At 75.4% G+C, this 21825-nt stretch carries 18 protein-coding genes; 7 read left to right on the top strand and 11 right to left on the bottom strand.

Translation table 11 applies throughout. The annotated features are described in order from the left end of the window. Positions 1-472: 472 nt before the first annotated feature. The gene (locus B9L22_RS06205) at positions 473-1486 is read right to left on the bottom strand and encodes a YafY family protein (RefSeq protein WP_086149715.1); all 1014 of its coding nucleotides are present in this window, start codon (positions 1484-1486) and stop codon (positions 473-475) included. A 94-nt stretch (positions 1487-1580) separates the two neighbouring features. Here B9L22_RS06205 and B9L22_RS06210 point away from each other — a divergent pair, with 94 nt between their 5' ends. Then, a complete protein-coding gene (locus tag B9L22_RS06210; protein ID WP_086149716.1) occupies positions 1581-2690 on the top strand; it encodes an ATP-binding cassette domain-containing protein in 1110 nt (369 codons plus the stop codon). Then, positions 2687-3538, top strand: coding sequence for an ABC transporter permease (locus tag B9L22_RS06215; RefSeq protein WP_086149717.1), 852 nt, complete (start codon positions 2687-2689; stop codon positions 3536-3538). Before B9L22_RS06210 ends, B9L22_RS06215 begins: the two co-directional genes overlap by 4 nt. A gap of 151 nt (positions 3539-3689) precedes the next feature. Here B9L22_RS06215 and B9L22_RS06220 read toward each other — a convergent pair whose 3' ends face one another. Together B9L22_RS06220 and B9L22_RS06225 are read right to left on the bottom strand one after the other, a co-directional pair. After that, positions 3690-5144, bottom strand: a complete 1455-nt coding sequence (locus B9L22_RS06220; RefSeq protein ID WP_143317124.1) for a hypothetical protein — start codon at positions 5142-5144, stop codon at positions 3690-3692. Positions 5145-5293: 149 nt separating this feature from the next. Next, on the bottom strand, positions 5294-5614 hold the full coding sequence (locus tag B9L22_RS06225) for an MTH1187 family thiamine-binding protein (RefSeq protein WP_021483491.1): 321 nt from the start codon (positions 5612-5614) through the stop codon (positions 5294-5296). 86 nt (positions 5615-5700) lie between these two features. On the opposite strand from B9L22_RS06225, the gene cofD reads away from it, so the two are divergent. Continuing rightward, the gene (cofD, locus tag B9L22_RS06230) at positions 5701-6654 is read left to right on the top strand and encodes a 2-phospho-L-lactate transferase (RefSeq protein WP_086149719.1); all 954 of its coding nucleotides are present in this window, start codon (positions 5701-5703) and stop codon (positions 6652-6654) included. Continuing rightward, complete coding sequence (locus tag B9L22_RS06235) at positions 6647-7516, top strand: 2-phospho-L-lactate guanylyltransferase (protein ID WP_233139830.1); 870 nt, start codon at positions 6647-6649, stop codon at positions 7514-7516. The genes cofD and B9L22_RS06235 overlap by 8 nt, the downstream gene beginning before the upstream one ends. Before the next feature lie 19 nt (positions 7517-7535). On the opposite strand, the gene B9L22_RS06240 is transcribed toward B9L22_RS06235, so the two are convergent. From B9L22_RS06240 to B9L22_RS06255, 4 genes are read right to left on the bottom strand one after another with little or no spacing between them, the layout of a single operon-like run. Then, positions 7536-8282: a hypothetical protein gene (locus B9L22_RS06240; RefSeq protein ID WP_086149720.1), complete on the bottom strand. Its 747-nt coding sequence runs from the start codon at positions 8280-8282 to the stop codon at positions 7536-7538. After that, positions 8279-8896 carry a nitroreductase family protein gene (locus tag B9L22_RS06245; protein ID WP_086149721.1) on the bottom strand — a complete coding sequence of 206 codons (618 nt, stop codon included), beginning with the start codon at positions 8894-8896 and terminating at the stop codon, positions 8279-8281. The genes B9L22_RS06240 and B9L22_RS06245 overlap by 4 nt, the downstream gene beginning before the upstream one ends. A 40-nt stretch (positions 8897-8936) precedes the next feature. Next, positions 8937-9482: a GNAT family N-acetyltransferase gene (locus tag B9L22_RS06250; protein ID WP_086149722.1), complete on the bottom strand. Its 546-nt coding sequence runs from the start codon at positions 9480-9482 to the stop codon at positions 8937-8939. 59 nt (positions 9483-9541) lie between these two features. After that, a complete protein-coding gene (locus tag B9L22_RS06255) occupies positions 9542-10525 on the bottom strand; it encodes an aldo/keto reductase (RefSeq protein ID WP_086149723.1) in 984 nt (327 codons plus the stop codon). Between the two features lie 110 nt (positions 10526-10635). Between B9L22_RS06255 and B9L22_RS06260 the strand changes: the two genes are divergently transcribed. Continuing rightward, positions 10636-12285 carry a PLP-dependent aminotransferase family protein gene (locus tag B9L22_RS06260; protein ID WP_086149724.1) on the top strand — a complete coding sequence of 550 codons (1650 nt, stop codon included), beginning with the start codon at positions 10636-10638 and terminating at the stop codon, positions 12283-12285. On the opposite strand, the gene B9L22_RS06265 is transcribed toward B9L22_RS06260, so the two are convergent. Further along, a complete protein-coding gene (locus B9L22_RS06265) occupies positions 12260-14059 on the bottom strand; it encodes an oleate hydratase (protein ID WP_021481608.1) in 1800 nt (599 codons plus the stop codon). The two genes, B9L22_RS06260 and B9L22_RS06265, sit on opposite strands and share 26 nt — an antisense overlap. 150 nt (positions 14060-14209) lie before the next feature. Here B9L22_RS06265 and B9L22_RS06270 point away from each other — a divergent pair, with 150 nt between their 5' ends. Then, entirely contained in the window at positions 14210-14704 is a 495-nt protein-coding gene (locus B9L22_RS06270; protein ID WP_086149725.1) for a DUF6174 domain-containing protein, read from the top strand. Between the two features lie 52 nt (positions 14705-14756). Here B9L22_RS06270 and B9L22_RS06275 read toward each other — a convergent pair whose 3' ends face one another. From B9L22_RS06275 to B9L22_RS20175, 3 genes are all read right to left on the bottom strand, one after another. Continuing rightward, positions 14757-17675, bottom strand: coding sequence for an FAD-binding and (Fe-S)-binding domain-containing protein (locus B9L22_RS06275; RefSeq protein ID WP_233139934.1), 2919 nt, complete (start codon positions 17673-17675; stop codon positions 14757-14759). 329 nt (positions 17676-18004) lie between these two features. Further along, positions 18005-20107: a YhgE/Pip domain-containing protein gene (locus tag B9L22_RS06280; protein WP_086149726.1), complete on the bottom strand. Its 2103-nt coding sequence runs from the start codon at positions 20105-20107 to the stop codon at positions 18005-18007. Further along, on the bottom strand, positions 20104-20991 hold the full coding sequence (locus tag B9L22_RS20175; protein WP_198947238.1) for a hypothetical protein: 888 nt from the start codon (positions 20989-20991) through the stop codon (positions 20104-20106). Before B9L22_RS20175 ends, B9L22_RS06280 begins: the two co-directional genes overlap by 4 nt. Before the next feature lie 113 nt (positions 20992-21104). Here B9L22_RS20175 and B9L22_RS06290 point away from each other — a divergent pair, with 113 nt between their 5' ends. Continuing rightward, complete coding sequence (locus tag B9L22_RS06290) at positions 21105-21815, top strand: TetR/AcrR family transcriptional regulator (protein ID WP_086149727.1); 711 nt, start codon at positions 21105-21107, stop codon at positions 21813-21815. The last annotated feature ends 10 nt before the right edge of the window (positions 21816-21825 follow it).

A 21825-nucleotide genomic window follows, 5' to 3' on the forward strand; every position in this document is an offset into this window, starting at 1 on the left:
GGGTTCACAAAACTGGCATCAACACGAAAGATGACATCATCTTCCGAAATCAACCAAAGGAATCCCAGACACAACCAACCCAACCACCCGACGGGCAACCAGGCCAGCCATGCCACAGGGACAAAAAATTTGGCATTGACTAACAAGCACACTGTTGAGTTCTCAAACAACCGACACACACCGCCTCCGACCTCGTTCCCGAGGCCCTTGCGCGGGGCGCTTCCTTCGTTCTGAATCCTACCAGACCCGGCCGTTCGTCCCGGACCGGTGAAAACCGGATTTCCGTTCAGAAATGTACCTGATCCAGACACCCCCACCGCACTCACGGCGCAGCACTGTGCTCCGAGAAATCTGGTGGGAGTTTCGCCCGGGGGACCAGCCACTTCGCATCTGCTCCGAAGAGCTGTGCCGTGGTGTCTGTTCCTCCCTGCCGGGCGACCTCGAGAACATTACGGGGTCGCGGGCCAGGAGGTCAACTCGCTCCCTCGTGACCCGTCTCACCCCTCGCCGCCGCTCGCGCGCGCTCCCCCAGCACGCGCACGGCGTCGCGCAGCTCGGGCGGCCCGACGACGTCGAACGGCACGTCGAACATCGCGCACCGGGCCGCGAGCCCGCCCCAGGACCAGGAGCCCGTCGTCAGGCGGCACCGCCCCTCCCCCGCCGGCTCGACGACCGCGTCCGCGCCCGCCCAGCGCGCCACCGTCGCGGCGTCCGCGTGGAGCTCGACGGTGCCGCGCACCGGGTAGCTGGTGGTGGCGAACCGCTCCACGACGAACGTCGCGACGTCGGGCGCCGGCAGCGCGCGCGGCGCGAACCGTGCCCCCGTGCCCTCGCGCGGGACCATCCGGTCGACCCGGAACGTGCGCCAGTCCTCCCGATCGAGGTCCCACGCCACGACGTACCACCGCCCACCCCATGTCGCGAGGTGGTGCGGCTCCGCGCGCCGCGGGGCGCGGAACCCCGCGCCCTCCGGAGCCCCCGGCGCGCGCAGCACCTCACCGGTGCCGCCGTCGTAGTCGAACCGGAGCAAGCGCCGTTCGGTCGCCGCCGTCCCGACGGCGACGAGCACGTCGGGACGCACGGTGGGGAGCTCCTGCTCCCGGCGCCCCGGCACGGCGGTCACCTCCAGTGCGTCGATGCGCGTCCGCAGCCGCGCGGGCATCACCTGCCGGATGGTCGCGAGCGCCCGGGCCGCGGCGTCCTCGACCCCGGGCAGCGCGCCCGTGCGGAGGGCGACCGCGACGGCGACGGCCTGCTCGTCGTCGAACAGGAGCGGCGGCACGTCCGCCCCGGCGTCGAGCCGGTACCCGCCGTCGGGGCCCTTGGTCGCGCGCACCGGGTAGCCCAGCGTGCGCAGCCGGTCGACGTCGCGCCGCACGGTGCGCGGGCTGACCTCCAGGCGCTCCGCGAGCGTGGCCCCCGGCCAGTCGCGGCGCGCCTGGAGCAGCGAGAGCAGCCGCAGCAGTCGTCCCGAGGTCTCGAGCATGGCTCCAGCGTCGCACAAGGTAGAGGACCGGACCTGTCCGCTACCCGGAGCAGAGTCGTTCCCGACGCACGCACCGCACCCCAGGAGGAGCACCGTGATCCGGACCAGAGCACTGACCAAGGACTTCGCCGTCGGGCGGGACGAGAGCCGCACCGTGCACGCCGTGCGGGGCATCGACCTCGACGTCGCGCCGGGCGAGCTCGTCGCCGTCCTCGGCCCCAACGGGGCCGGCAAGACGACCACCCTGCGCATGCTCACCACGCTGACCCGGCCGACGTCGGGCACCGCCACCGTCGCGGGACACGACGTCGTCGCCGCGCCCGACGCCGTCCGCCACCGCATCGGGTACGTCGGGCAGGGCAACGGGGCCGGGCACGCGCAGCGGGCCGTCGACGAGCTCGCGAGCCAGGGCCGCATCCACGGGCTGGACCGCCGGTCCGCCCGGCGACGCGCCGACGAGCTGCTCGACTCCCTCGAGCTCACGGCGCACCGCACGCGCAAGGTGTCCGACCTCTCCGGCGGGCAGCGCCGTCGGCTCGACGTCGCGATGGGTCTGGTGCACGCGCCGTCGCTCCTCTTCCTCGACGAGCCGTCCACGGGTCTCGACCCGCACAACCGCGCGAACCTGTGGGAGCACGTCCTGCGGATGCGCGACGACTCCCGCGCGACGACGGGCGAGCCCATGACGATCGTCCTCACGACGCACTACCTCGACGAGGCCGACACCATGGCCGAGCGCGTCGTCGTCGTCGACCACGGGCGCGTCATCGCCGACGACACGGCCGCCAACCTCAAGGCCGAGCTCGCCGGGGACCGCGTCCTCGTGACGCTCGCGCCGTCGGGCGGGCGCGCGCACGACGAAGTCACCCACCTCACCGCGCTGGCCCGCCGCGTCGAGGGCTTCCGCGAGGTGGCCCGCACGCCCGAGGACGCGGGCGCCGTCGGGCCCGATGCCGGGCCCGACACCGGGCCGGAAGCCCGGCCCGGCAGTGCACCCGCGCTCGAGGTCCGCGCCGAGCGGGGCGACGCCTACCTGCCCCGGCTGCTGCGCGCGGCGGACGCCGCCGGTATCGCCGTCGACACCGCCCAGGTGCGCCGGCCCACGCTCGACGACGTCTTCCTCGCCCTCACCGGGCGCAGCCTGCGCGAGGCGGGCGCCACCACGGGCGCCGACGCCCACCCCACCGAGAGGACCGCAGCATGAGCACCGTCACCACGACCCCGACCACGCCGCGCACGGCACCGAGCCGCGCGCACGCCCCACGCCGCGGCCTCGCCGCGTTCGCCCGCGACACCGGCATCGTGCTCGTGCGCGAGCTGCGGCCCGTGCTGCACGACCCGTTCTCCGTGCTCTTCGGGCTCGTCCAGCCGATCGTCTTCCTCGCGCTGTTCGGACCGCTCCTCGTCGGGTCGCTCGGCGGCACGACGACCGGCCAGGAGGTCCTGGGCGGCAACGTCTGGCAGTGGTTCGTGCCGTCGATCCTCGTCATGACGACGCTGTTCGGGACGTCCACGACGGGTGCGAACCTCCTCGTCGAGCTGCAGACGGGGGCGCACGAGCGGATGCTCGTCGCGCCGCTGTCGCGCGCGTCGCTCCTCGTCGGGCGCGCGCTCAAGGAGATGGTCCCGATCGTCGCGCAGTCCGTCGTCGTGGTGCTCGTCATGCTGCCGTTCGGCTTCGAGCTGCACCCCGCCGGCGCCGTCGTGGGGCTGGTGCTGCTCGCCGTCTTCGGCGTGGGGATCGGCTCCCTCAGCTACGCGCTCGCGCTCGCCGTCCGCAAGCAGGACTGGATGTTCTGGGTCGTGCAGCAGACGCTCGTCTTCCCGCTCATGATCCTGTCCGGCATGCTCCTGCCGCTCGAGACCGGACCCCGCTGGATGCAGGTCGCGTCCGACGTCAACCCGCTGCGCTACGTGGTCGACGCCGAGCGGGCGCTCTTCGCGGGCGACCTCACGGCCTCCACCGTCGCGTGGGGGTGGGTCGCCGCCGTCGTGACGGCCGCCGTCGGGCTCGCCGTCGGGATCCGGACCATGGTGCGGACGACCGACTGAGCACGGGAGCGCTTCGGCCCGGCCCTCCAGCCCCGGGTCACCCGGCGGACGGTCTCGTCGCCAGCACGAGATGCGAGAAGTGGCCCCCGCGGCGAGTCCGCCAGGGGCCACTTCTCCCGTCTCACGCCGGGCGCGGTCCCGGCCGGCGGGCTCAGGCGGTGTGCTCGCGGAAGGCGTCGGTGAGCGTGGGGCCGTCGTCGGTGCCCAGGCGCCAGACGCTCCAGCCGTCGGCGGTGTGGGTGCCGGAGACCGCGACCGCGGCGAGGTCCGGGTGGCGGAACCGGGCGCCGTCGGACAGCTCGATGAAGCCGTCGGGCTGGAGCACCGCCTCGAAGCGCTGCCCGCGCCGGGGCCGCGACCACACGAGCTGGCGCGGGGCGCCGAACGCGCGGGCGAGCGCGACGAGGTCCGGGTCGTCCTCGGGGCCGAGCGGCAGGTCGGCCGCGGGCGGGGACGGCACCGGCGCGACGTCGCGGCTCGGCGACGGGAGGTCCGGCCCCGTGCCGAGGTCGACGGGCGGGTGGTACGACAGCGGGTCGTACGGGCGCTCCTGCGCCGGGCTGCGCTGGTCGCCGTACTCGTGCGTGAGGTACGACTCGCGCGTCCGGATCGACTCCCGGGTACGGATCGACTCGCGCGTGAGGATCGAGGTGCGCGGGGCCGGTGCCTCGTCGGCGCTCTCGACCGGGCGGCGGTCGGCCCAGGCCGTCGGCGCGGGCTCGGGCGCCGTGCGCGCGGTGAGCGGGTCGTCCAGGGGCACGAAGTCGAGCACGGGCGGCTCGGCGCGGCGCGGCTCGCCCGACGCGGTGAGCGGGGCGAGCTGGCCCGTCTCGTCGGCCGACGACGGCGCGACGCCGTAGGTGGTGCGGGGCTCCAGCTCGGCGGCCCGGCGACGTTCCGCCCGGGACTTCGCGGCCTGACGCGTCACCACGGGAAACTTGCCGGTCAGGGCTCGGCCCACGGCGACGCCGTCCGCGAAGTCGGAGCCGGGGGCGACGGCACGGCCCCGTGGGGGCTCGGGTGCCGCGGGTGGCGCGGGGTTGTCGCGCGACATCGCGAGCGGGGACACGTCGACGAAGCGGCGGCCGTCGGCCCCGTGGACCACGCCGAGGCGCAGCACCGCGACCGGCGAGCCCGGCTGGCGCAGGAAGTCGAGCGCGTCCTGGATGGCGGGCGCGGCGCTCGAGCAGATGACGATGAGGCGCGCGCCCGTGGCGCGCGCGGTCGCCTGCGAGCGCGTGAGGGGCACGTTGTCGTAGAACGCGGCGACGTCCTGCTGGAAGCGCGACGCGCCGCCCGTGTAGCGCGCGGCGAGCTCGGCGCGCGTGAGGCGACCGGCGCGGCCCGCGTGGTTGAGCGCCGCGGTCAGGGCCTCCTCGGTGAGCTCGGCCGTGACCTCGATGACGACCGGGAGCCCCGCCGCGTCGAGCGCGAGGAGGTGCGGCTCGTCGTCGGACGTGCCGTGCGCGACCGGGAAGATCTGCTCGCCCAGCAGTCCCTCGAGGTTGCCGTCCACCACCCGCTGCGCGTCCGTCCCGAATGCTCCTGCCTGCTGGGGCGGCTGGACCAGTACGGGACGCTCGGCGTCCACCTCGAAGAGGGGCATCGGGGGTTCTCCTGCAGCTGCGGAAACGCGACCTGGGCGGGGGCGTATGCGCCATAGCCTACGGGGGCGGGTCAAGTCCCTCGAAGCGGGCGAACCGGTGCGCAAGGGCCGTCCGGCCCCGCCCTCCGGCCCGGGCGTCACCCGCCTGGTCAGGCGTGCCCGGTGTCCTCCGACTCGGCCGCGAGCCGCTCCTCGACGCGCTCGACCTTGCCCGTGAGCTCGCCCGTGCGACCCGGGCGGATGTCGGCCTTGAGGACCAGCGACACGCGGTGACCGCCCGCGCCGACGGCCTCGGTCGCGCGCTGGATCACGGGCATGACGACGTCCCAGTCACCCTCGATCTCGGTGAACATCGACGTGGTGCGGTTCGGCAGGCCCGACTCGCGGACGATGCGGACGGCCTCGGCGACGGAGTCCGCGACGGACTCGCCGGCACCGAGCGGGGCGACGGAGAAGGCGAAGACGGCCATGGGTCCATCGTGGCACGGCGCCGCGTCACGGGCCGGGGCACCGGGCGCTCCCCGAGGGGACCGTGCTCCGACGTAGGCTCGTCGTCGTGACAGCAGAACACCGCACCGACCGCGTCACCGTGCTCGCGGGCGGGGTCGGCGGGGCCCGCCTCGCGCACGGTCTGGACCTCGCGGGGACGGACCTCACGGTCGTCGTCAACGTCGCGGACGACGTCGAGCTGCACGGGCTGTGGATCTCGCCCGACCTCGACACCGTGACGTACACGCTCGCCGGGCTCGCGGATGAGGAGCGCGGCTGGGGCGTCGTCGGGGAGACGTACGCGGCTCTGGAGGCGATGGGCCGGCTCGGCGAGGACACGTGGTTCACGCTCGGCGACCGCGACCTCGCGACGCACGTCGTGCGGACGGCCCGGCTGCGCGCGGGCGCGCCGCTGTCCGACGTCACCGCGCAGCTCACGTCCGCGCTCGGCGTCCGGGCGCGCGTGCTGCCCGTCACCGACGACCGCGTCGCGACGCTCGTCGACACGCCCGCCGGGCGCCTCGGGTTCCAGGAGTACTTCGTGGGCCGTCGGCACGCGGACGACGTGCTCGGTCTCGTCTACGACGGCATCGACGCCGCGCGCCCGGCGCCCGGCGTGCTCGACGCGGTGACCGGCGCCGACGTCGTCGTGGTCGCGCCGTCGAACCCGTTCCTGTCGGTGGAGCCGGTGCTGGGCGTCGCGGGCGTGCGGGAGGCGCTCGCCGGGACGTCGGCGCGGCGCGTCGCGGTGAGCCCGATCGTGGGCGGTCGCGCGCTCAAGGGCCCGGCGGCGCAGATCCTCACGACGCTCGGGCACGAGGTCTCCGCGCTCGGCGTCGCGCGCCTCTACGTGGGCCTGGTCGACGTCATGGTCATCGACGACCACGACGCGCACCTCGCCGACGCCGTCCGCGAGCTCGGGATGGACGTCGTCGTGACGGACACGGTCATGGGCGGCGCCGAGGGCCGCGAGCGCCTGGCGCGCACGCTGCTGCGGACGGCGGGGATCGCGCGTGGGTGACCTCGTGCTGCCCGACGGCGGCCCTCGCCCGGGTGCCCCGGGCCCGGCGCGCGTCGTGGCGGTCGTGCCGCTGCGCGACGGGTCGTCGGGGAAGTCGCGGCTCGCGCACGTGCTCGACCCCGCGTCGCGCAGCAGGCTGATCGGCGTGCTCGCGCGGCACGTCGTGGGGACGCTGCTCGCGAGCGACGGCGTCGAGCGCGTGGTCGTCGTGACGTCCGACCCGCGGTTCACGTGGCGGGCGCTGCGGGACGTCGTGGTGGACGAGTCCGCCGACGCGGCGCACGCCGGGTCCGACGACCTGCCCCTGCTGACCGCCGACGCCGACCGCCTGCGCATCGTGCTCCAGCCCGCGGACCGGCCCGGTCTGGACGCGGCGGTGGAGCTGGGCCGGGAGCTAGCGGCGGAGGGCGCGGCGGCCCGGGGCCCGGTGCGGCTCCTCGTGGCGCACGCCGACCTCCCGGCGCTCACGACCGCGGACGTCGCGGCGCTGCTCGCCGAGGAGGCCCCCGTCGTCGTCGCGACGGACCGGGTCGGCGCGGGCACGAACCTGCTCGTCCTCGACCACCCGGCTTCCGCGCCGTCGAGCACGACCTTGCTGTCGGGAAGCGGCGCAGAACGCCGGGAACCTCGTGCTCGGCCCGACGACGGTGCCCGGGGCGAGGGGTTCCGTCTTCAGTTCGGGACGGGCAGCCGCGCGGCGCACGTCGCGGAGGCCGAGCGGCTCGGGCTGCGGGCCGTCGTCGTGCAGCGACCCGGGACCGCCGTGGACCTGGACACGCTGGAGGACTGGGGCGAGCTGGCCCCGCCCGTGCGGGCCGCGGTCGGGCTGCACGTCCCGGCGCTGCGCGACCACGACGCCTGACCCGGCACCCGCCGCCCCGCTACGACGGCCAGGTAGCGAGCTCCTCGGCGGGCGCCGCGAGGCCGGCCCGCACGTCGGCGAGGAGGCGCTGCCACGCGCCCTCGTCGAGCGGCCCGGCGCAGTCCAGCGCGAGCACCACGGACTGCGTCGACGCGTCGCCCTCGAACGTCGGCACGCTCACGACGCGCGCCGCCCCGCGCACCCGCACCTCGCCGCGCGGGGTCGCCACCGTCCAGTCCTGGGCCGCGGCGTTCACCCCCTGGCGGGTCACGCCGTCGGCGAGGAGGGGCAGCAGGACGTCGCGGGGAGCCGTGAGGTCACCGCCGTCCGCGGCGACCGTCTCCGCGAGGAGGGCGGCGGACGCGTCGCGCGGGCCCGCCGTCGGTGCCACCGGGTCCGCCGCGGCACGTGACGACAGCACGCACGCGCCGCTCGCACCGACGACCTGCCACCCGGACCGCGCGACGAGCGGTGTCGCGCCCGCCGCGCCGCCGAGGATCGTGACCTCGGGCGGAGCGGCCGTGGGCGCCTCCCCCGGCCCGGCGGAGGCGCCCGCCGTCGGCTCGTCGGAGCCACCCGGAGGCCGCTCCGGGTCGCCCGAGGCGGTCGGGTCGTCGGCCGGGACCTCGGCGGGCGGCCGGTCCGTCCGCGTCGCGGACGCCACGCCCGTCGGGTCCTCGGGCGTCGCGCTCCCCGTGCACGCTCCCGCGCCGAGGACGGCGAGCGCGAGCCCGACGGCGAGCGCCCCCGCCCGCGAGCCCGTCACGACCGGCCTCCCCAGCGGCCGCGGTGCACGACGTCGTCGAGCGGCTTGCGCGCGCGACGGCGCGGCGAGCCCGTGGCCGCCCGGTCGGCGGGGTGCCCGACGGCGACGACCCCCGTCGGCGCGTACGCGTCCGGGATGCCGAACGCCGCGCGCAGGCGCCCGACCTCGCCCGGCGCGACGCCGAAGAAGCACGCGCCGAGCCCCTCGTCGACGACGGTCTGGAGCATGAGCAGCGCCGCCATCCCGGCGTCGACGTGCCAGTACGGCACGGCCCAGCGGTTCTCGTCGCGGTCCGCCCAGCCCTTGTCGTCCTCGGCGTACCGGTCGAGGTAGACGTCCTTCGACGTGAGGACCACGACGAGCACGGGCGCGGTGCGCATCCCGGCGAGCCACGCGCTCATGCTCCGCTCGGGCTGCTCCGGCGAGGTCGCGGACCAGAAGCGCGCGACGTCGTCGGGCTCCGTGAGCACGAGGAACGACCACCCCTGCGCGAACCCCGCGCTCGGCGCGCGGACGGCGTTGCGCACCAGGCGGTCGACGGCGTCCGGGTCGACCGGCTCGTCGGTGAACCGGCGCACCATGCGCCGGCGTCGGACGACGTCCTGGAACTCCACGTGGCCCCCTCGGCACGGTCCGGGATCAGGTCCCCGCACCCTACCCGGCGACGCGCCGCGTCATCCGCAGCTCGACGAGGCGGGGGTCGCTCGGGAGGGGCTGGGTGTCGCCGGTCGGCGCGAAGCCCGCGCGCTCGTAGAGCCGGAGCGCGGGGGCGTTGGTCGCGGTGACCCAGAGCGCGAGCGTGCGCGCGCCGAGCCCGGCCGCGAGGTCGTCGGCGCGCGCCAGGAGCGACGCCGCCACGCCGCTCCCCCGCGCGCCGGGCTCGACCCACACCGACACGAGCTCGGCGACGGTCGCGTCGTCGGACGACGGGACGACCGCGGCGATCCCGACCACGGGACCCGGCGACCGGTCGCCCCCGGCCGGGTCGCCGTCGGCCAGACGGCCGTCGTCGAGGGCCGTCCGCGCGAGGAGCGTGCGGCCCTGCGCCGCGCGCTCGCGCCACACGCCGTCGGGGAAGGCGGCCTCGCGCGCGAGCGTCGAGCCGAACGCGGACGGGGCGTCGGCGAGCGCGCGCAGGCGGACGTCCCGCAGCTCGCGCCAGTCGTCGGGCCGGATGCGCGCGACGGTCGTGGTGGGCATCGGCCCATCGTGGCAGCCCGGCCCGACGTCGGTGCGCCGGACCGGGCCGCTCGGCCGGCTCACGCCGCGTCGAGGCGCGCGCGCAGCTCGGGGTCGAGCTCGAGGTCGGCCGCGCCGAGCAGGTCGTCGAGCTGCTCGACCGTGCTGGGCCCGACGACCGGGACCACCGGGTGCTCGCCGCCGAGGAGCCACGCGAGCGCGACCTGGTTCGGCGTCGCGCCGAGCTCGCCCGCGACCTCGTGCAGGAGGCGGATGCGCTCGCGCGTGGTCGGGTGGTCGAACCCGTCCCAGAGCGGCTTGTCCCGGCGCACGTACGCGCCCTGGAGGATCGGCGAGTAGGCCGTGACGGCGAGCGGCGGGCGGCCCTCGACGCCCGTGGACGCCGCGTAGTCGAGCAGCTCGTACGACGCCCAGTTGTGCCGGCCCGTCTCGGGCGTCGGGTAGGCGTAGGTGTAGTTCTGCTGGACGAGCCCGTAGGGCGCGACGCCCTGGCGCATCGCCTCCTCGCGCGCCTCGACGACGCGCCACAGCGCGACGTTCGAGATGCCCGTGATGCCGACGACGCCCTCCGCCTGGAGCTTGCCGAACGCGCCGACGGTCTCGGCGAGCGGCGTCCCGTGGTCGTCGACGTGCCCGTACAGGACGTCCAGGTGGTCGACCCCGAGGTGACGCAGGCTCTCGTGCGCCTCGTCCGCGACGACATCAGCGCCGAGCCCCTGGAAGTTCGTCGGCTCGACGTTCTGCAGCGGCAGGGCCGGGTCCTTCTTGGCCGCGCCGAGCTTCGTCGCGATCCGGACCTCGTCGCGCGCGCCCCGGCTCGCGAGCCAGCGGCCGAGCAGGTCCTCGCTGTCGCGGCCGTGGCCGTCGGCCCAGAAGCTGTAGTTGTTCGCGGTGTCGAGGAACGTGCCGCCCGCCTCGCGGTAGCGGTCGAGGATCGCGAACGACGTCTCTTCGTCGACGAGCGTGCCCATGTTCATCGTGCCGAGGCACAGGGTCGACACCTCGAAGGAGGTGCGCCCGTCGCCGATGGTGCGGTACCGCATGGTGGTCTCCCTGGGTCTGTCGGCGGTCCGAGCGGTCCGTGGTGGACCCGTGGTCTCGGTGACGTGCTCCACGCTAGGGAGGCATCGGCACGGGTGTACGGTCCGATGCCATGGCCGTGGACCAGACCAATTCCTCCCGAGCGGCGCCTCCGGGGACGACGGCGGCGCTCGCCTGGGAGGCCCTGCTCGACCTGGGCGCGGGGCCGGGGTCGCGCGTCGAGCGGCTCGAGCGCGCGGTCCGCGACGCCGTGCACGCCGGCCGCGTCCCCGTCGGCGCAGCGCTGCCGCCGAGCCGACAGCTCGCCGAGTCGCTCGGGGTGTCGCGGTGGGTCGTCACCGAGGCGTACGGCCAGCTCGTCGCGGAGGGCTTCCTCGAGGCGCGCACCGGCTCCGCGACCCGCGTCTCCGCCGCAGCCGGCGCCCGATCGACGAGCCCGAGGGGAACGAGTGCGCTGGGCGAGCGGCCCACGAGCCCGGCGGGAACGACGGTGCGCGCGGGTCGTGGCGGGCCTGACGGGAGCCGCGAGGAACGAGCGGCGGACGGTAGACCCGCGCGCGCCGTCGTGGACGCCGGGCGGACCGACACCGGCAGGACCCACGCCGCGCGCGCCCGGTTCGACCTCGCGCCGGGTGTCCCCGATCTCCGGCACGTCCCGCGCGACGCGTGGCTCCGCGCGGCGCGCGAGGCGCTCGGCACGTCCGGCGGGACGGCGTCGAACGACGACCTCGGGCAGCCCTCCCCCGCCGGGCACCCGCACGCGCGCGCCGTCGTCGCCGGCCACCTGCGCCGGGCGCGCGTCGTCACGGGGCCGGACGACGCCGTCGTGCTGACGCGCGGCGCGACGGACGGCATGGCGCGCGTCGCCGCCGCGCTCGTCGAGGCGGGCCACACGCACCTGCTCGTCGAGGACCCGAGCTGGTCGGTGCTGCGGGACGTCGCGGCGCGCGCCGGTCTCACCCCCGTCCCGGTCCCCGTGGACGCCGGGGGCGCGGACGTCGGCGCGCTCGTCGACGCGTCCCGACGGACGGGCGCGCGGGCCGCGCTCCTCACGCCCGCGCACCAGTTCCCCACCGGCTCCGCGCTCGCACCCGAGCGGCGCGAGGCCGTCCTCGCCTGGGCGCGGGACGTCGACGGCGTCGTCGTCGAGGACGACTACGACGCCGAGTTCCGGTACGACCGCCGGCCCGTCGCCGCGCTCCAGCAGCTCGACCCCGACCGGGTCGTGCTGCTCGGCTCGGTGAGCAAGACGATGAGCCCCGCGTTCGGCGTCGGGTGGATGGTCGTGCCCGCGCGCTGGCGCGAGTCCGTCGCGCGCGCTGCCGCACCGCACGGCCCGACGGCGGCCCCGTCCACCGTCGACCAGCTCACGTTCGCGCGGCTCGTCGCGTCCGGCGGCTACGACCGGCACCTGCGCGCCGCGCGCGGGCGCTACCGCCGCCGTCGCGACGCCGTGCTCGACGCCCTCGCCCGCGAGCTGCCCGGCGCCGCGGTGCGCGGCATCGCGGCGGGGATGCACGCGCTGCTGTCCCTGCCGGGCTCGCCGGACGACCCCGCGCCCGACGCCGCGCACGTCGTGCGCGAGGCCGCGCGGCGCGAGGTGACCGTCGTCGACCTGCGCCGCTACCAGGTGCGCCCCGCCGAGCGGTCGACGACCCTCGTGCTCGGGTACGGCAACCTCGCCGACGCCCGGGTCGACGACGCCGTCGCCCGGCTCGCCGACGCGGTGCGTGCCGCTACTCGTCGTGGGACAGGAGGCTGAACTCGGCGAGGAGCTCGCCGATCTCGGTGGCGTCCACCTTCTTCTGGAGCCGGTCGCGCAGGACCCGCGGCCCGGGGATGTCGAGCTCCTCGCCGTCGCGCAGGGCGCTCACCGCGGCGAGCAGCTTGCGGACGTCGTACGTGCTGTTGAAGACCTCGGGCACGCCGCGCTCCAGGTCGAGCAGCTGGTAGGCCGCCTCCATGCCGGTGCGCACGGAGTACTCGGTGGTGAAGATCGTGTCCCGGGTGGTCTCGGCGAACTGGCCGATGAACGCGAAGTTGCGGGCGCCGTCGGGCACGACCTGGGGCCGGTCGCCCGCGTGCCGGGGCATGAAGAACGCCGTGACGTACGGCATCATCACGGGCACGCAGCTCGCGGCCTCGGCGGCGAGGGTCGGGATGTCGGCCTCCGGCACCCCGAGGTGGTAGAGCCACTCCTGCGTGATCTCCTCGCCCGTGCACTCCTGGAGCGACTTCTTCACGTAGTCGCCCGGGGTGTCCACGAACAGGCCGTAGACCCACACGACGATCTCGTCGGGCGACTGCGCCTTGAAGTGCGGCTGCCGGTTGACGGTCCAGCTCATCAGCCACGCCGAGTCGCGCGCGGTGACGATGCCGCCCGTGACGACCTTCCCGCTGAACGGGTCACGCCGACAGATGCGCTCGATGTGCTCGGGGATGCGCCGGTCGAGCGTCGTGACGGTCGCGGACTGCCACTTGGTGAGCGGGATGTCGGTGCTGAAGACGTCGGGCCGGCCGAACGACGGGTCCTTGGCCGCGACGCGCCGCCACAGGTCCCACGCGGGCGCGGGCCCCGTGTCGAGGCGCGCGGGCGTGTGCTGGTCGCCGTTGTCGGAGTTCTCGGTGAGCGAGCCGATGGTCGCGATGACGAGGTCGTCCTCGCCGAGGTCGATCGTCCGCTCGACGGCGGCCCCGCCGGACTCGTGGGCCGCCGCGTGGTCCAGCAGGTGCAGCCGCGTGGCGACCTTGCGGTCCGGGGCGAGGTCGAAGTCGACGTCGGTGACCTCGACGTGGAACCGGAACGTCACGCCCTGGTCCATGAGCCAGCGCGTGAGCGGCAGCACCATCGACTCGTACTGGTTGTACTTGGTGAACTTGAGCGCCGAGAGGTCGGGCAGTCCGCCGACGTGGTGGATGAACCGGTGCAGGTAGAGCTTGAACTCGAGCGCGCTGTGCCATTCCTGGAACGCGAACATCGTGCGCCAGTAGAGCCAGAACTGGCTGTCGAGGAAGTGCCGCGACATGACGTCCTCGATCGACTTCCCCTCCATGTCCTCGCGGCGCGCGAGGAAGATCTTCGTGATCTCCTTCTGCGCCTTCTCGTCGAGGCGGAACAGGTTGTCGAAGTGCGCGTCCTTCCCGCGGTCCTCGGTGACGCGCTGGAGCGAGAAGTTCGGGTCGTCCTTGTTGAGCCAGTAGAACTCGTCGAGGACCGAGACGCCCTCGGTCTCGATCGACGGGACGGAGCGGAACAGGTCCCACAGGCACTCCATGTGGTCCTCGAGCTCGCGCCCGCCACGGATCACGAACCCGCGCCGCGGCTCCTTGATGCCGTCGAGCGCGCCGCCGGGGAGCCGGAGCCGCTCGTAGACGGTGATCTTCTCCCCCGGCACCTGGCCGTCGCGGACGAGGAAGCCCGCCGCGGAGAGCGACGCGAGGCCCGCTCCCACCAGGTGGACGGACCCGAGCCGGTCCGTCCGCTCCGGCCTGCGCGGCCGCGCGAACGCCTCGTAGTTGCCGCTGGAGTAGTACATGGCCTGCCCCTCACCGCCGACGACGTGGACGGAGCACCGCCCGCGGTGGTGCTCCCCTGCCATGCTCGCGCCGGGGTCGACGGACCGCACCTCGGTGCCCGGACGTGCGAGGCACGGCAAGACCGGGCCGAGCCGGCACACGAGCAGGGCATGGAGAAGACGTCGCACCGCCGCGCTCGGCCGTCCTGGACGACGGCGGTGCTCGCCCTGGGCGCGCTCGTCGTCGCGCCGCTCGTGACCGGGTGCGCGCCCGCGAGCGCCGAGGGGCCGGTCGCCGGGCTCGCGGACGCACGGGACCGGTGGGCTGCGGCGGGGTACGACGACTACGCGTTCACGCTCACGTCGTCGTGCGGGGAGCGGCACCTCGTCGGGGACTTCGACGTCGAGGTCGCGGGCGGCGAGGTGGTCGCGGTCTCCGCGAGCCTCGCGCACCTGGAGACGACCCCCGAGTCCTACGTCGAGAGCGGTGGCCGCACGATCGACGGGTTCCTCGACCTCGTGGACGAGCGCCACGACGACGTCACCGACGTCGCGTTCGACGACGAGCTGGGCTACCCGACGTCGCTCACGCTCGACCCGGTGCCGCGCGCGATCGACGACGAGGAGTGCTACGCGATCACGGACGTGCACCCCGCGCGCGGCTGACGGCCGCCCCGGGCGATCGCGCGCCGTCGGGCACCCCGGCCGCCCGCGACGATCAGAGCCGCTCGGCGAGCAGCTCGACGAGGGCCTTGCCCTGCACGCCGGCGAGGTCGTCGGCCTGCGTGCGGCACGAGAACCCGTCCGCGAGGTACACGTCGCCGGGGGCGGCGTCGCGCAGCGCGGGCAGGAGCGCGTTCTCCGCGACGGCGACCGACGTCTCGTAGTGGCCCTTCTGCATGCCGAAGTTGCCCGCGAGACCGCAGCAGCCGGCGAGGACCTTGATGGTCGCGCCCGCGTCGCGCAGCAGCCGCTCGTCCGCGGCGAAGCCCATCACCGAGTGCTGGTGGCAGTGCGGCTGCACGACGGCGGTCACGTCCGAGAGGTCCGGCACGCGCCACCCGGACTCGCGCCCGGGCGCGGTGTCGACCGAGGTGAGCAGCTCGGCGAGCGTGCGCGTCGCGGCGGAGACCGCCTGGGCGCGCGGGTCGTCGGGGAACAGGTCCACGAGGTCGGAGCGCAGCACGGCCGTGCACGACGGCTCGAGCCCCATGATCGGGATGCCGTTCACGGCGTACGGGCCGAGCACGGACAGCAGGTTCTCCAGGCGCTTGCGCGCGCCGTCGAGCTGGCCCGTGCTGATCCACGTGAGGCCGCAGCACGCCTGCTCGTCGGGCACGACGACGTCGTACCCCGCCGCGGTGAGCACCTTGACGGCGGCCTGCGGCACGCCCGGCGACATGTTGTCGCTGAACGAGTCGGTCCACAGGACGACCTTCGGGCGCTCGTCGCGCACGGGGCGGCCGGGCTGCTGCCCGATGCGCAGGCCGGGCACGCCCTGGGTCGCGCCGCCGCGCCTCCACCACGTGCGGAACGGCACCTCGGCGAACTCCGTCATGGAGCGGCGCGTGTCCATGCCGCCCGCCCACAGGACCGCCTTCGCGAGCGGCCGGAACCCGAGCAGCTTGTTGGCCAGGCGCGGCATGCCCGTCGCGAGGCGCGCCCAGACCGGGAGCCAGCCGAGCGAGTAGTGGTCGACGGGGCGCAGCCTGCCGCGGTACGTCCGGTACAGCACCTCGGACTTGTACTGCGCCATGTCGACGCCCGCGGGGCAGTCGCTCGAGCACGCCTTGCAGGACAGGCACAGGTCAAGCGACTCGCGCACCTCGGGCGCCGCGAGACCGCCGACGAGCGTGCCGTTCACCGCCTCCTGGAGCACGCGGGCGCGGGCGCGCGTGACGTCCTTCTCGTCCTTCGTCGCCTGGTACGACGGGCACATGAAGCCGCCCGCGGCGCTGGTGTCGGCGCGGCACTTGCCGACGCCGACGCACCGGTGCACGGCCTGGGTCATGTCGCCGTGGTCGTGCGCGAACGAGAAGCCCTGGTAGCCGGCGCGACGCGAGATCTTCGTGACCTTCGCGGGCGCGGCCGTGCTCGTCCCGGGCGTCCCCGGCGCGCCGACCTTCGACAGCAGCGGGTGCGCGTGCGGGCGGCGCAGGTCGTCGTCGACGGCGCTCGGGCGCACCACGACGCCCGGGTTCATGACGTCCTGCGGGTCGAACAGCGCCTTGAACCGCTCCATGAGCGCGATCGCCTCGGGGCTGTACATGACCGGCAGCAGCTCCGAGCGCGCGCGGCCGTCGCCGTGCTCTCCCGAGAGCGAGCCGCCGTACTTCGCGACGAGCTCGGCCGCCTCCAGCATGAACGTGCGCAGCACCGAGCCCGACGCCTCGAGCGGGATGTCGATGCGCAGGTGCACGCACCCGTCCCCGAAGTGCCCGTACGGCAGGCCGTCGACGCCGTAGCGCGCCATGAGCGCGTCGAGGTCGCGCAGGTAGTCGCCCAGCTTCTCCGGCGGGACGGCGGAGTCCTCCCAGCCCGGCCACGCCTGCTCGCCCGCGGGCGTGCGCCCGGCGAGCCCCGCGCCGTCGGCCCGGATCTGCCACATCTTGGTCGCCTCGGGGCCCGCGGGCAGGATCATCGTGGCCTCGCTGCCCGACGCCGCGACGATCGCCTCCGCGTTCGCCATCGCCTCCTCGGGGGTCGCGCCGCCGACCTCGACCATGAGCCAGCCGGCGCCCGGGGGCAGCGGCGGCACAGACGCGTCGCCCTTGGCGCGGCGCACGACGTCGACGAGCCGCGCGTCGAGGCCCTCGACCGCGAGGGGGCTGAGGCCGAGGAAGGTCGGGACGTCGTCGGCCGCGGACGGCATGTCCGGATAGCCCAGCACGACGAGCGTCGGCTTGGACGGCACCGGCACCAGGCGCACCGTGGCCTCGAGGATCGTCACGAGCGTGCCCTCGGTGCCGACGAGCGCCTTCGCGAGGTCCGAGCCGTTCTCCGGCAGCAGGTGCTCGAGCGAGTAGCCCGACACCTGGCGCCCGAACCGCCCGAACTCCGTGCGGATCAGCGCGAGGTTCTCGCGGACGAGCTCCGCCAGGCCGGGGACCGCCGCGAACGTCGGGTCGCCCTTGCCGGCCGTGAAGCGGCGCCCGCGGCCGTCGACGACGTCGAGCGCGAGCACGTTGTCGACCGTGCGCCCGTACGCGACGGCGTGCGGCCCGCACGCGTTGTTGCCGATCATGCCGCCGAGCGTCGCGCGGTTCTGCGTCGAGGGGTCCGGGCCGAACCGCAGCCCGTGCGGCGCCGCCTCCTGCTGGAGCGTCGACATGACGACGCCCGGCTCGATGCGCGCCGTGCGCGCCTCCGGGTCGACGTCGAGCACGCGGTTCACGTGCCGCGTGAAGTCCAGGACCACGCCCGGCCCGATCGAGTTCCCCGCGACCGACGTCCCCGCCCCGCGCGCCGTGACCGGCACCTCGAGCTCGCGCAGCACGTCCAGCGCGGCGACGACGTCGTCCGCGTCCTGCGGGTAGACCACGGCCTCGGGCACGACGCGGTAGTTCGACGCGTCGGTCGAGTACTCCGCGCGGCGGCGTGTCGCGGTGTCGACCGTGCCGCGCACGACCGTCCGCAGCGCGTCCGCGAGCGCCGTGCGCGCGGCGTCTGCCGCCCTTTCGGCCTCGCGGACGGCAGCGGCGTGCTCCGCCTCCGGCGACGTCGTCGCGCGGGAGCCGGACCGCCGCGAGCCGTTCCCGTGGTGCTGCGGGGCGGGGGTCGGGGTGGCGTCGATCTCAGCGGACACGTCGCGATTGTCGCACCCCCCGCGCCCGCACCTTCCGGCCTGTCCGCCCCGTGACCCGCCGACCAGGCGTTCCCGGCTGGCCGAACAGGCGGTCATGGCTGGTCAGACACCGCGGACCAGCCCAGACCGCCTGCTCGGCGCAGGACCACGCGGCGTCGAGGTCAGAGGACCAGCTCCGGCTGGAGCTTCTTGATCGTCCAGACGCGCTGCTTGCGGGCGGCGACCGTCGTCAGGGCCAGGGCCGCGACCAGCACGACGACGAGCACCGTGACGTCGCGCGTGACCGTCGCCATGTTCCCGCCGTAGAGGAGCTGGCGCAGGCCCTCGACCGCGTACGTCATGGGCAGGAACCGGTGCATGGAGCGCAGCGGCTCGGGGATCGTCTGCCAGGGGAACGTGCCGCCCGCGGTGACGAGCTGGACGAGCATGAGCACGAGCCCGAGGAACTGGCCCGCGGCGCCGAGCCAGACGTTGAGCGCCTGGAGGATCGCGACGAACGTCGCCGACACCAGCACGAGGAACAGCGCGGTCCCGACCCCGTGGACCGGGTCGATGTCGAGCGCGAACTTCGTCACGGTGAACATCGCGGCGACCTGCACGACGCCGATCGCGGCCGGGGTGAGCCACCCGCCCAGGGCGGTGGCCAGGCCCGACCTCCCGGCGGCGAGGGCCCGCGACGACAGCGGGCGCACGAGCAGGAAGAGCACGTAGGCGCCGATCCACGTCGCGAGCGACAGGAAGAACGGCGCGAGGCCGCCGCCGTACGTGCCCGCGGACGACAGCGCGTCGGTCTGCACGGACACGGGGTTGCCGATGGTCTCGGCGGTGTCCTGGCGGGTCTGCTCGTCGAGGTCCGGCACCTGGCCGAGACCCTCGGCGAGCCCGTCGCGGAGCTGCGTGACGCCGTCGACGAGCTCGCCCGAGCCGTCGCGCAGCTGCGACGTACCGTCCGCGAGCGAGGTCGCGCCGTCGGACACCTGGCGCGTGCCGTCGGCGAGCTGCGAGACGCCGTCCACGAGCTGCGGGGTCGCGGCGGCGAGCTGTCCGGTGCCGTCGGCGAGGCGGTCCGCGCCGTCGGCGGCGCTCGCGATGCCGGAGGTCAGCTGCGGCGTCGCGCCCGCGAGCCGGGCCGCGCCGTCGGACACCTGGCGCGACCCGTCGGCGAGCTGGTCGAGCTTCTCGGACGCGGCGGTCACCTGGTCGACGGCGCCCTGCACCTGCTCGCGCTGCTGGTCGAGCACGGGCCCGACCTGCGCCCGCACCTGGTCCGCGGTCGCCCGGTCGATGACGCCGTCGGCGACGAGCTGGTCGAGCCGGGCGTCGACGTCGCCGCGGATCGTGTCGAGCGTCGGGAGCACCTCGCCCGCGGCCGCGGCCGCCTGCTGCCCGTACTGCGCGACCTGCGCGTTCCCGTCCGCGACCTGCGCGGCGCCGTCGGCGAGCTGCTGGGTCTGGGCGGGCAGGGACGACGTCGCGCCCCGGAGCGTGCCGAGCCCGGACGCGAGCGCCTCCGCGCCGTCGTCGAGCTGCCCGACGGCGTCCGCGAGCGTCCCGGTGCTCGCGTCGAGACGCTCGGCGCCGTCGGCGGCCTGCCCCGCGCCGTCGGCGAGGGTGTGCGCGCCGTCGTCCGCGGTGACGAGGCCGTCGCGGAGCTGCGTCGACCCGTCGAGGAGCTGGTCCGCGCCGTCCACGGCGTCGGCGAGGTTGGTGTGGATGGACGCGAAGCCGCGCAGGAACGTGTCGGCCGCCTCCGTGCCCACCTGCTCGGCGATCGAGTCGCGCACCTTGCCGACGATCTGGTCCGCGATCGTGCGCGCGAGGTAGTTGTTCGCGTCGTTGGTGATGAGCGTGAGGCTCGCCTGCTGCGGCTCGAACTCGCCCGCGGACGCGAGGTCCGCCGAGAAGGTCGGGCCGATGACGAGCGCGGCGTCGTACCGGCCGGACCGGACCCCGTATTCGGCGTCGACCTGGCTGGTCTCGACCCAGCCGAAGCCGCCGTCGTCGAGCAGCTGGTCGGCGACGTCGCGCCCGAAGTCGCGCCGCGTCGTCGCGCCCGTCTGGGCGTCGGTGGTCGTCGTGCCCTCGTCGAGCACGACGAGCGCGGCGGGGATCTCGTCGAGCTTGTCGTACGGGTCGTGGTTCGCGAACAGGTAGAGGCCCGCGTAGAGCGTGGGGATGAGCGCCATCGCGAGGATCGCGAGGCGGGGCAGCGTGCCCGCGGCGAGGCGGCGCAGCTCGGACAGCCCGAGGCGGATCGCGGTCATCGGTCCTCCTCGGGGTCGTGCGGGGCGGCGGGCTCGTCGGTCGTGGTGGGGGCGGCGGCGGGGACGGGCTGCTCGGGAGCCGGGTCCGGCTCGGGCGCGGGGTCCGGCCCCGGCGCGGGGTCGGGGTCCGGCGCAGGGTCTGGGTCCGGCGCGAGGTCCGGGTCCGGCGCGGGGTCCGGGTCGCGCGGCGGCTCGGGGCGCGTGCGCAGCACGACGGCCGGCGGCTGGTGGATCGACGCACCGCGCGCGGGCGGGAGGTCCACGCCGAGGTCGCGGGCCGAGGCGCGCGTGCACTGCACGAGCACGCCGTACCCGGCGCCCGCGAGGCTCTGCGCGACCTCCCACCAGCCCGACGGCTCTCCCCCGTGCCGGTCGGGGAGCGTGAGCACGAGGAACCGGACGTCCGGGTCCTCGGCCGCGAGCGCCGCGAGCAGGGCGGTGCGCACGACCCCCGGCACCTGGTCGAGGCGTCGCGCACGGTCGGTGGTGAGGGAGTGGTCGGCGAGCCAGCGGGTCACGTCGGTGGGCAGCGAGCGGCGGCCGGCGAGCGCGAGGCCCTCGGCGACGACGTCGGCCACGGTGAGGGCGTCGTCGGGCTCGCTGATGCCGGGCACGTCGACGACGGCGGTCACGTCGCGCAGGGTCGCGGCGGCGCCGCGCGCGGGGCGACCGGAGCGGTGCGACGGCGTGCTCGCCGGGGTGAGGCGGACCTCCCCCGCGGAGGGGTCGAAGCGGCCTGTCGCGACGAGGGCGAGCGCGGTGTGCCCGTGCCCGGGCTCCCCGGCGACGAGCACGCACTCGCCCGTGGACCAGGCGAGGTCCATCGGCTCGAGCATGGGCTCGCGCCGCCCGTCGACGCGCACGTCCGTCAGCGTGATCTGCATCCGGTTCTTCCCCTCCGAGGCGTCCCGGGCCTGCCCCGGGGCGCCGTTGACTCACGGTCAACAACGCTACGCCTCTTGTTGACTCGCGGTCAACAACAGCGTAGAACGGTGTCATGCCTCGCACGCCCACCCCCGCCGGCCCCTCCGGCGCCGACGGCTCCGTGCGCGCCCGGCCGGGCGGCGCCCGCCGACGGCGCGAGCCCGCCGACCGACGGCGCGAGCTGCTCGACGCGGCCGCGCGCCACGCCGACGAGCACGGCCTCGACGCCCTGACCCCGGCGGCCGTCGCGGCCCGCTCGGGGGCGTCGAAGGCGCTCGTCTTCCACTACTTCGCGTCCACGGCCGGGCTGCGCCGGGCCGTCGCGCTGGAGGCCGTGGCGGAGCTCGAGGCGGCGACGGTCGCACCGGACGATCGTCCCCTCGTCGAGCGCCCGGCGCTCGCCGTCGCCTCCTACCTCGACGCCGTCGAGGCGCGCCGGCTCGTCTGGCAGGACCTGTGGCGCGGGGTGCTCGCCGAGGACGACGCCACCCAGGAGGCGCTCGCGCGCGTCCGCGACAGCCTCGTCGCGCGCCTGACCTCGACCGTGAGCGCCACCACGACGGACGCGCTGCCCACGACGCCCCGTCTCCGGCTGCTCGCCGCGGGCTGGGTCGCGCTCGTGGAGAACGTCACGGCCGCGTGGCTCGGCGGCGGGGACCTGAGCCGCGCGGACATCGAGAGCCTCGTGCTCGCGAGCGCCGTCGTGCTCGTGCCCGAGCTCCCCGAGCCCGCGCGCGGCGCCGTCCTGGCCATCGCCCGGGCGAACTCGCCCGCGGCGGGCTAGCGTCGGGGCG

This window comes from Cellulosimicrobium sp. KWT-B, from assembly GCF_002127155.1.
GTDB classification, from domain to species: Bacteria; Actinomycetota; Actinomycetes; order Actinomycetales; family Cellulomonadaceae; genus Cellulosimicrobium; species Cellulosimicrobium funkei.

Excerpts from the sequence above, each read along its gene's own strand:
- B9L22_RS06225 (WP_021483491.1), bottom strand. The coding sequence starts at position 5,614 with ATGGCCGTCTTCGCCTTCTCCGTCGCCCCGCTCGGTGCCGGCGAGTCC.
- B9L22_RS06250 (WP_086149722.1), bottom strand. The coding sequence starts at position 9,482 with ATGCCCACCACGACCGTCGCGCGCATCCGGCCCGACGACTGGCGCGAG.
- B9L22_RS06260 (WP_086149724.1), top strand. The coding sequence starts at position 10,636 with ATGGCCGTGGACCAGACCAATTCCTCCCGAGCGGCGCCTCCGGGGACG.
- B9L22_RS06215 (WP_086149717.1), top strand. The coding sequence starts at position 2,687 with ATGAGCACCGTCACCACGACCCCGACCACGCCGCGCACGGCACCGAGC.
- B9L22_RS06265 (WP_021481608.1), bottom strand. The coding sequence starts at position 14,059 with ATGTACTACTCCAGCGGCAACTACGAGGCGTTCGCGCGGCCGCGCAGG.
- B9L22_RS06205 (WP_086149715.1), bottom strand. The coding sequence starts at position 1,486 with ATGCTCGAGACCTCGGGACGACTGCTGCGGCTGCTCTCGCTGCTCCAG.
- B9L22_RS06255 (WP_086149723.1), bottom strand. The coding sequence starts at position 10,525 with ATGCGGTACCGCACCATCGGCGACGGGCGCACCTCCTTCGAGGTGTCG.
- B9L22_RS06290 (WP_086149727.1), top strand. The coding sequence starts at position 21,105 with ATGCCTCGCACGCCCACCCCCGCCGGCCCCTCCGGCGCCGACGGCTCC.
- B9L22_RS06220 (WP_143317124.1), bottom strand. The coding sequence starts at position 5,144 with ATGCCCCTCTTCGAGGTGGACGCCGAGCGTCCCGTACTGGTCCAGCCG.
- B9L22_RS06270 (WP_086149725.1), top strand. The coding sequence starts at position 14,210 with ATGGAGAAGACGTCGCACCGCCGCGCTCGGCCGTCCTGGACGACGGCG.
- B9L22_RS06280 (WP_086149726.1), bottom strand. The coding sequence starts at position 20,107 with ATGACCGCGATCCGCCTCGGGCTGTCCGAGCTGCGCCGCCTCGCCGCG.
- B9L22_RS20175 (WP_198947238.1), bottom strand. The coding sequence starts at position 20,991 with ATGCAGATCACGCTGACGGACGTGCGCGTCGACGGGCGGCGCGAGCCC.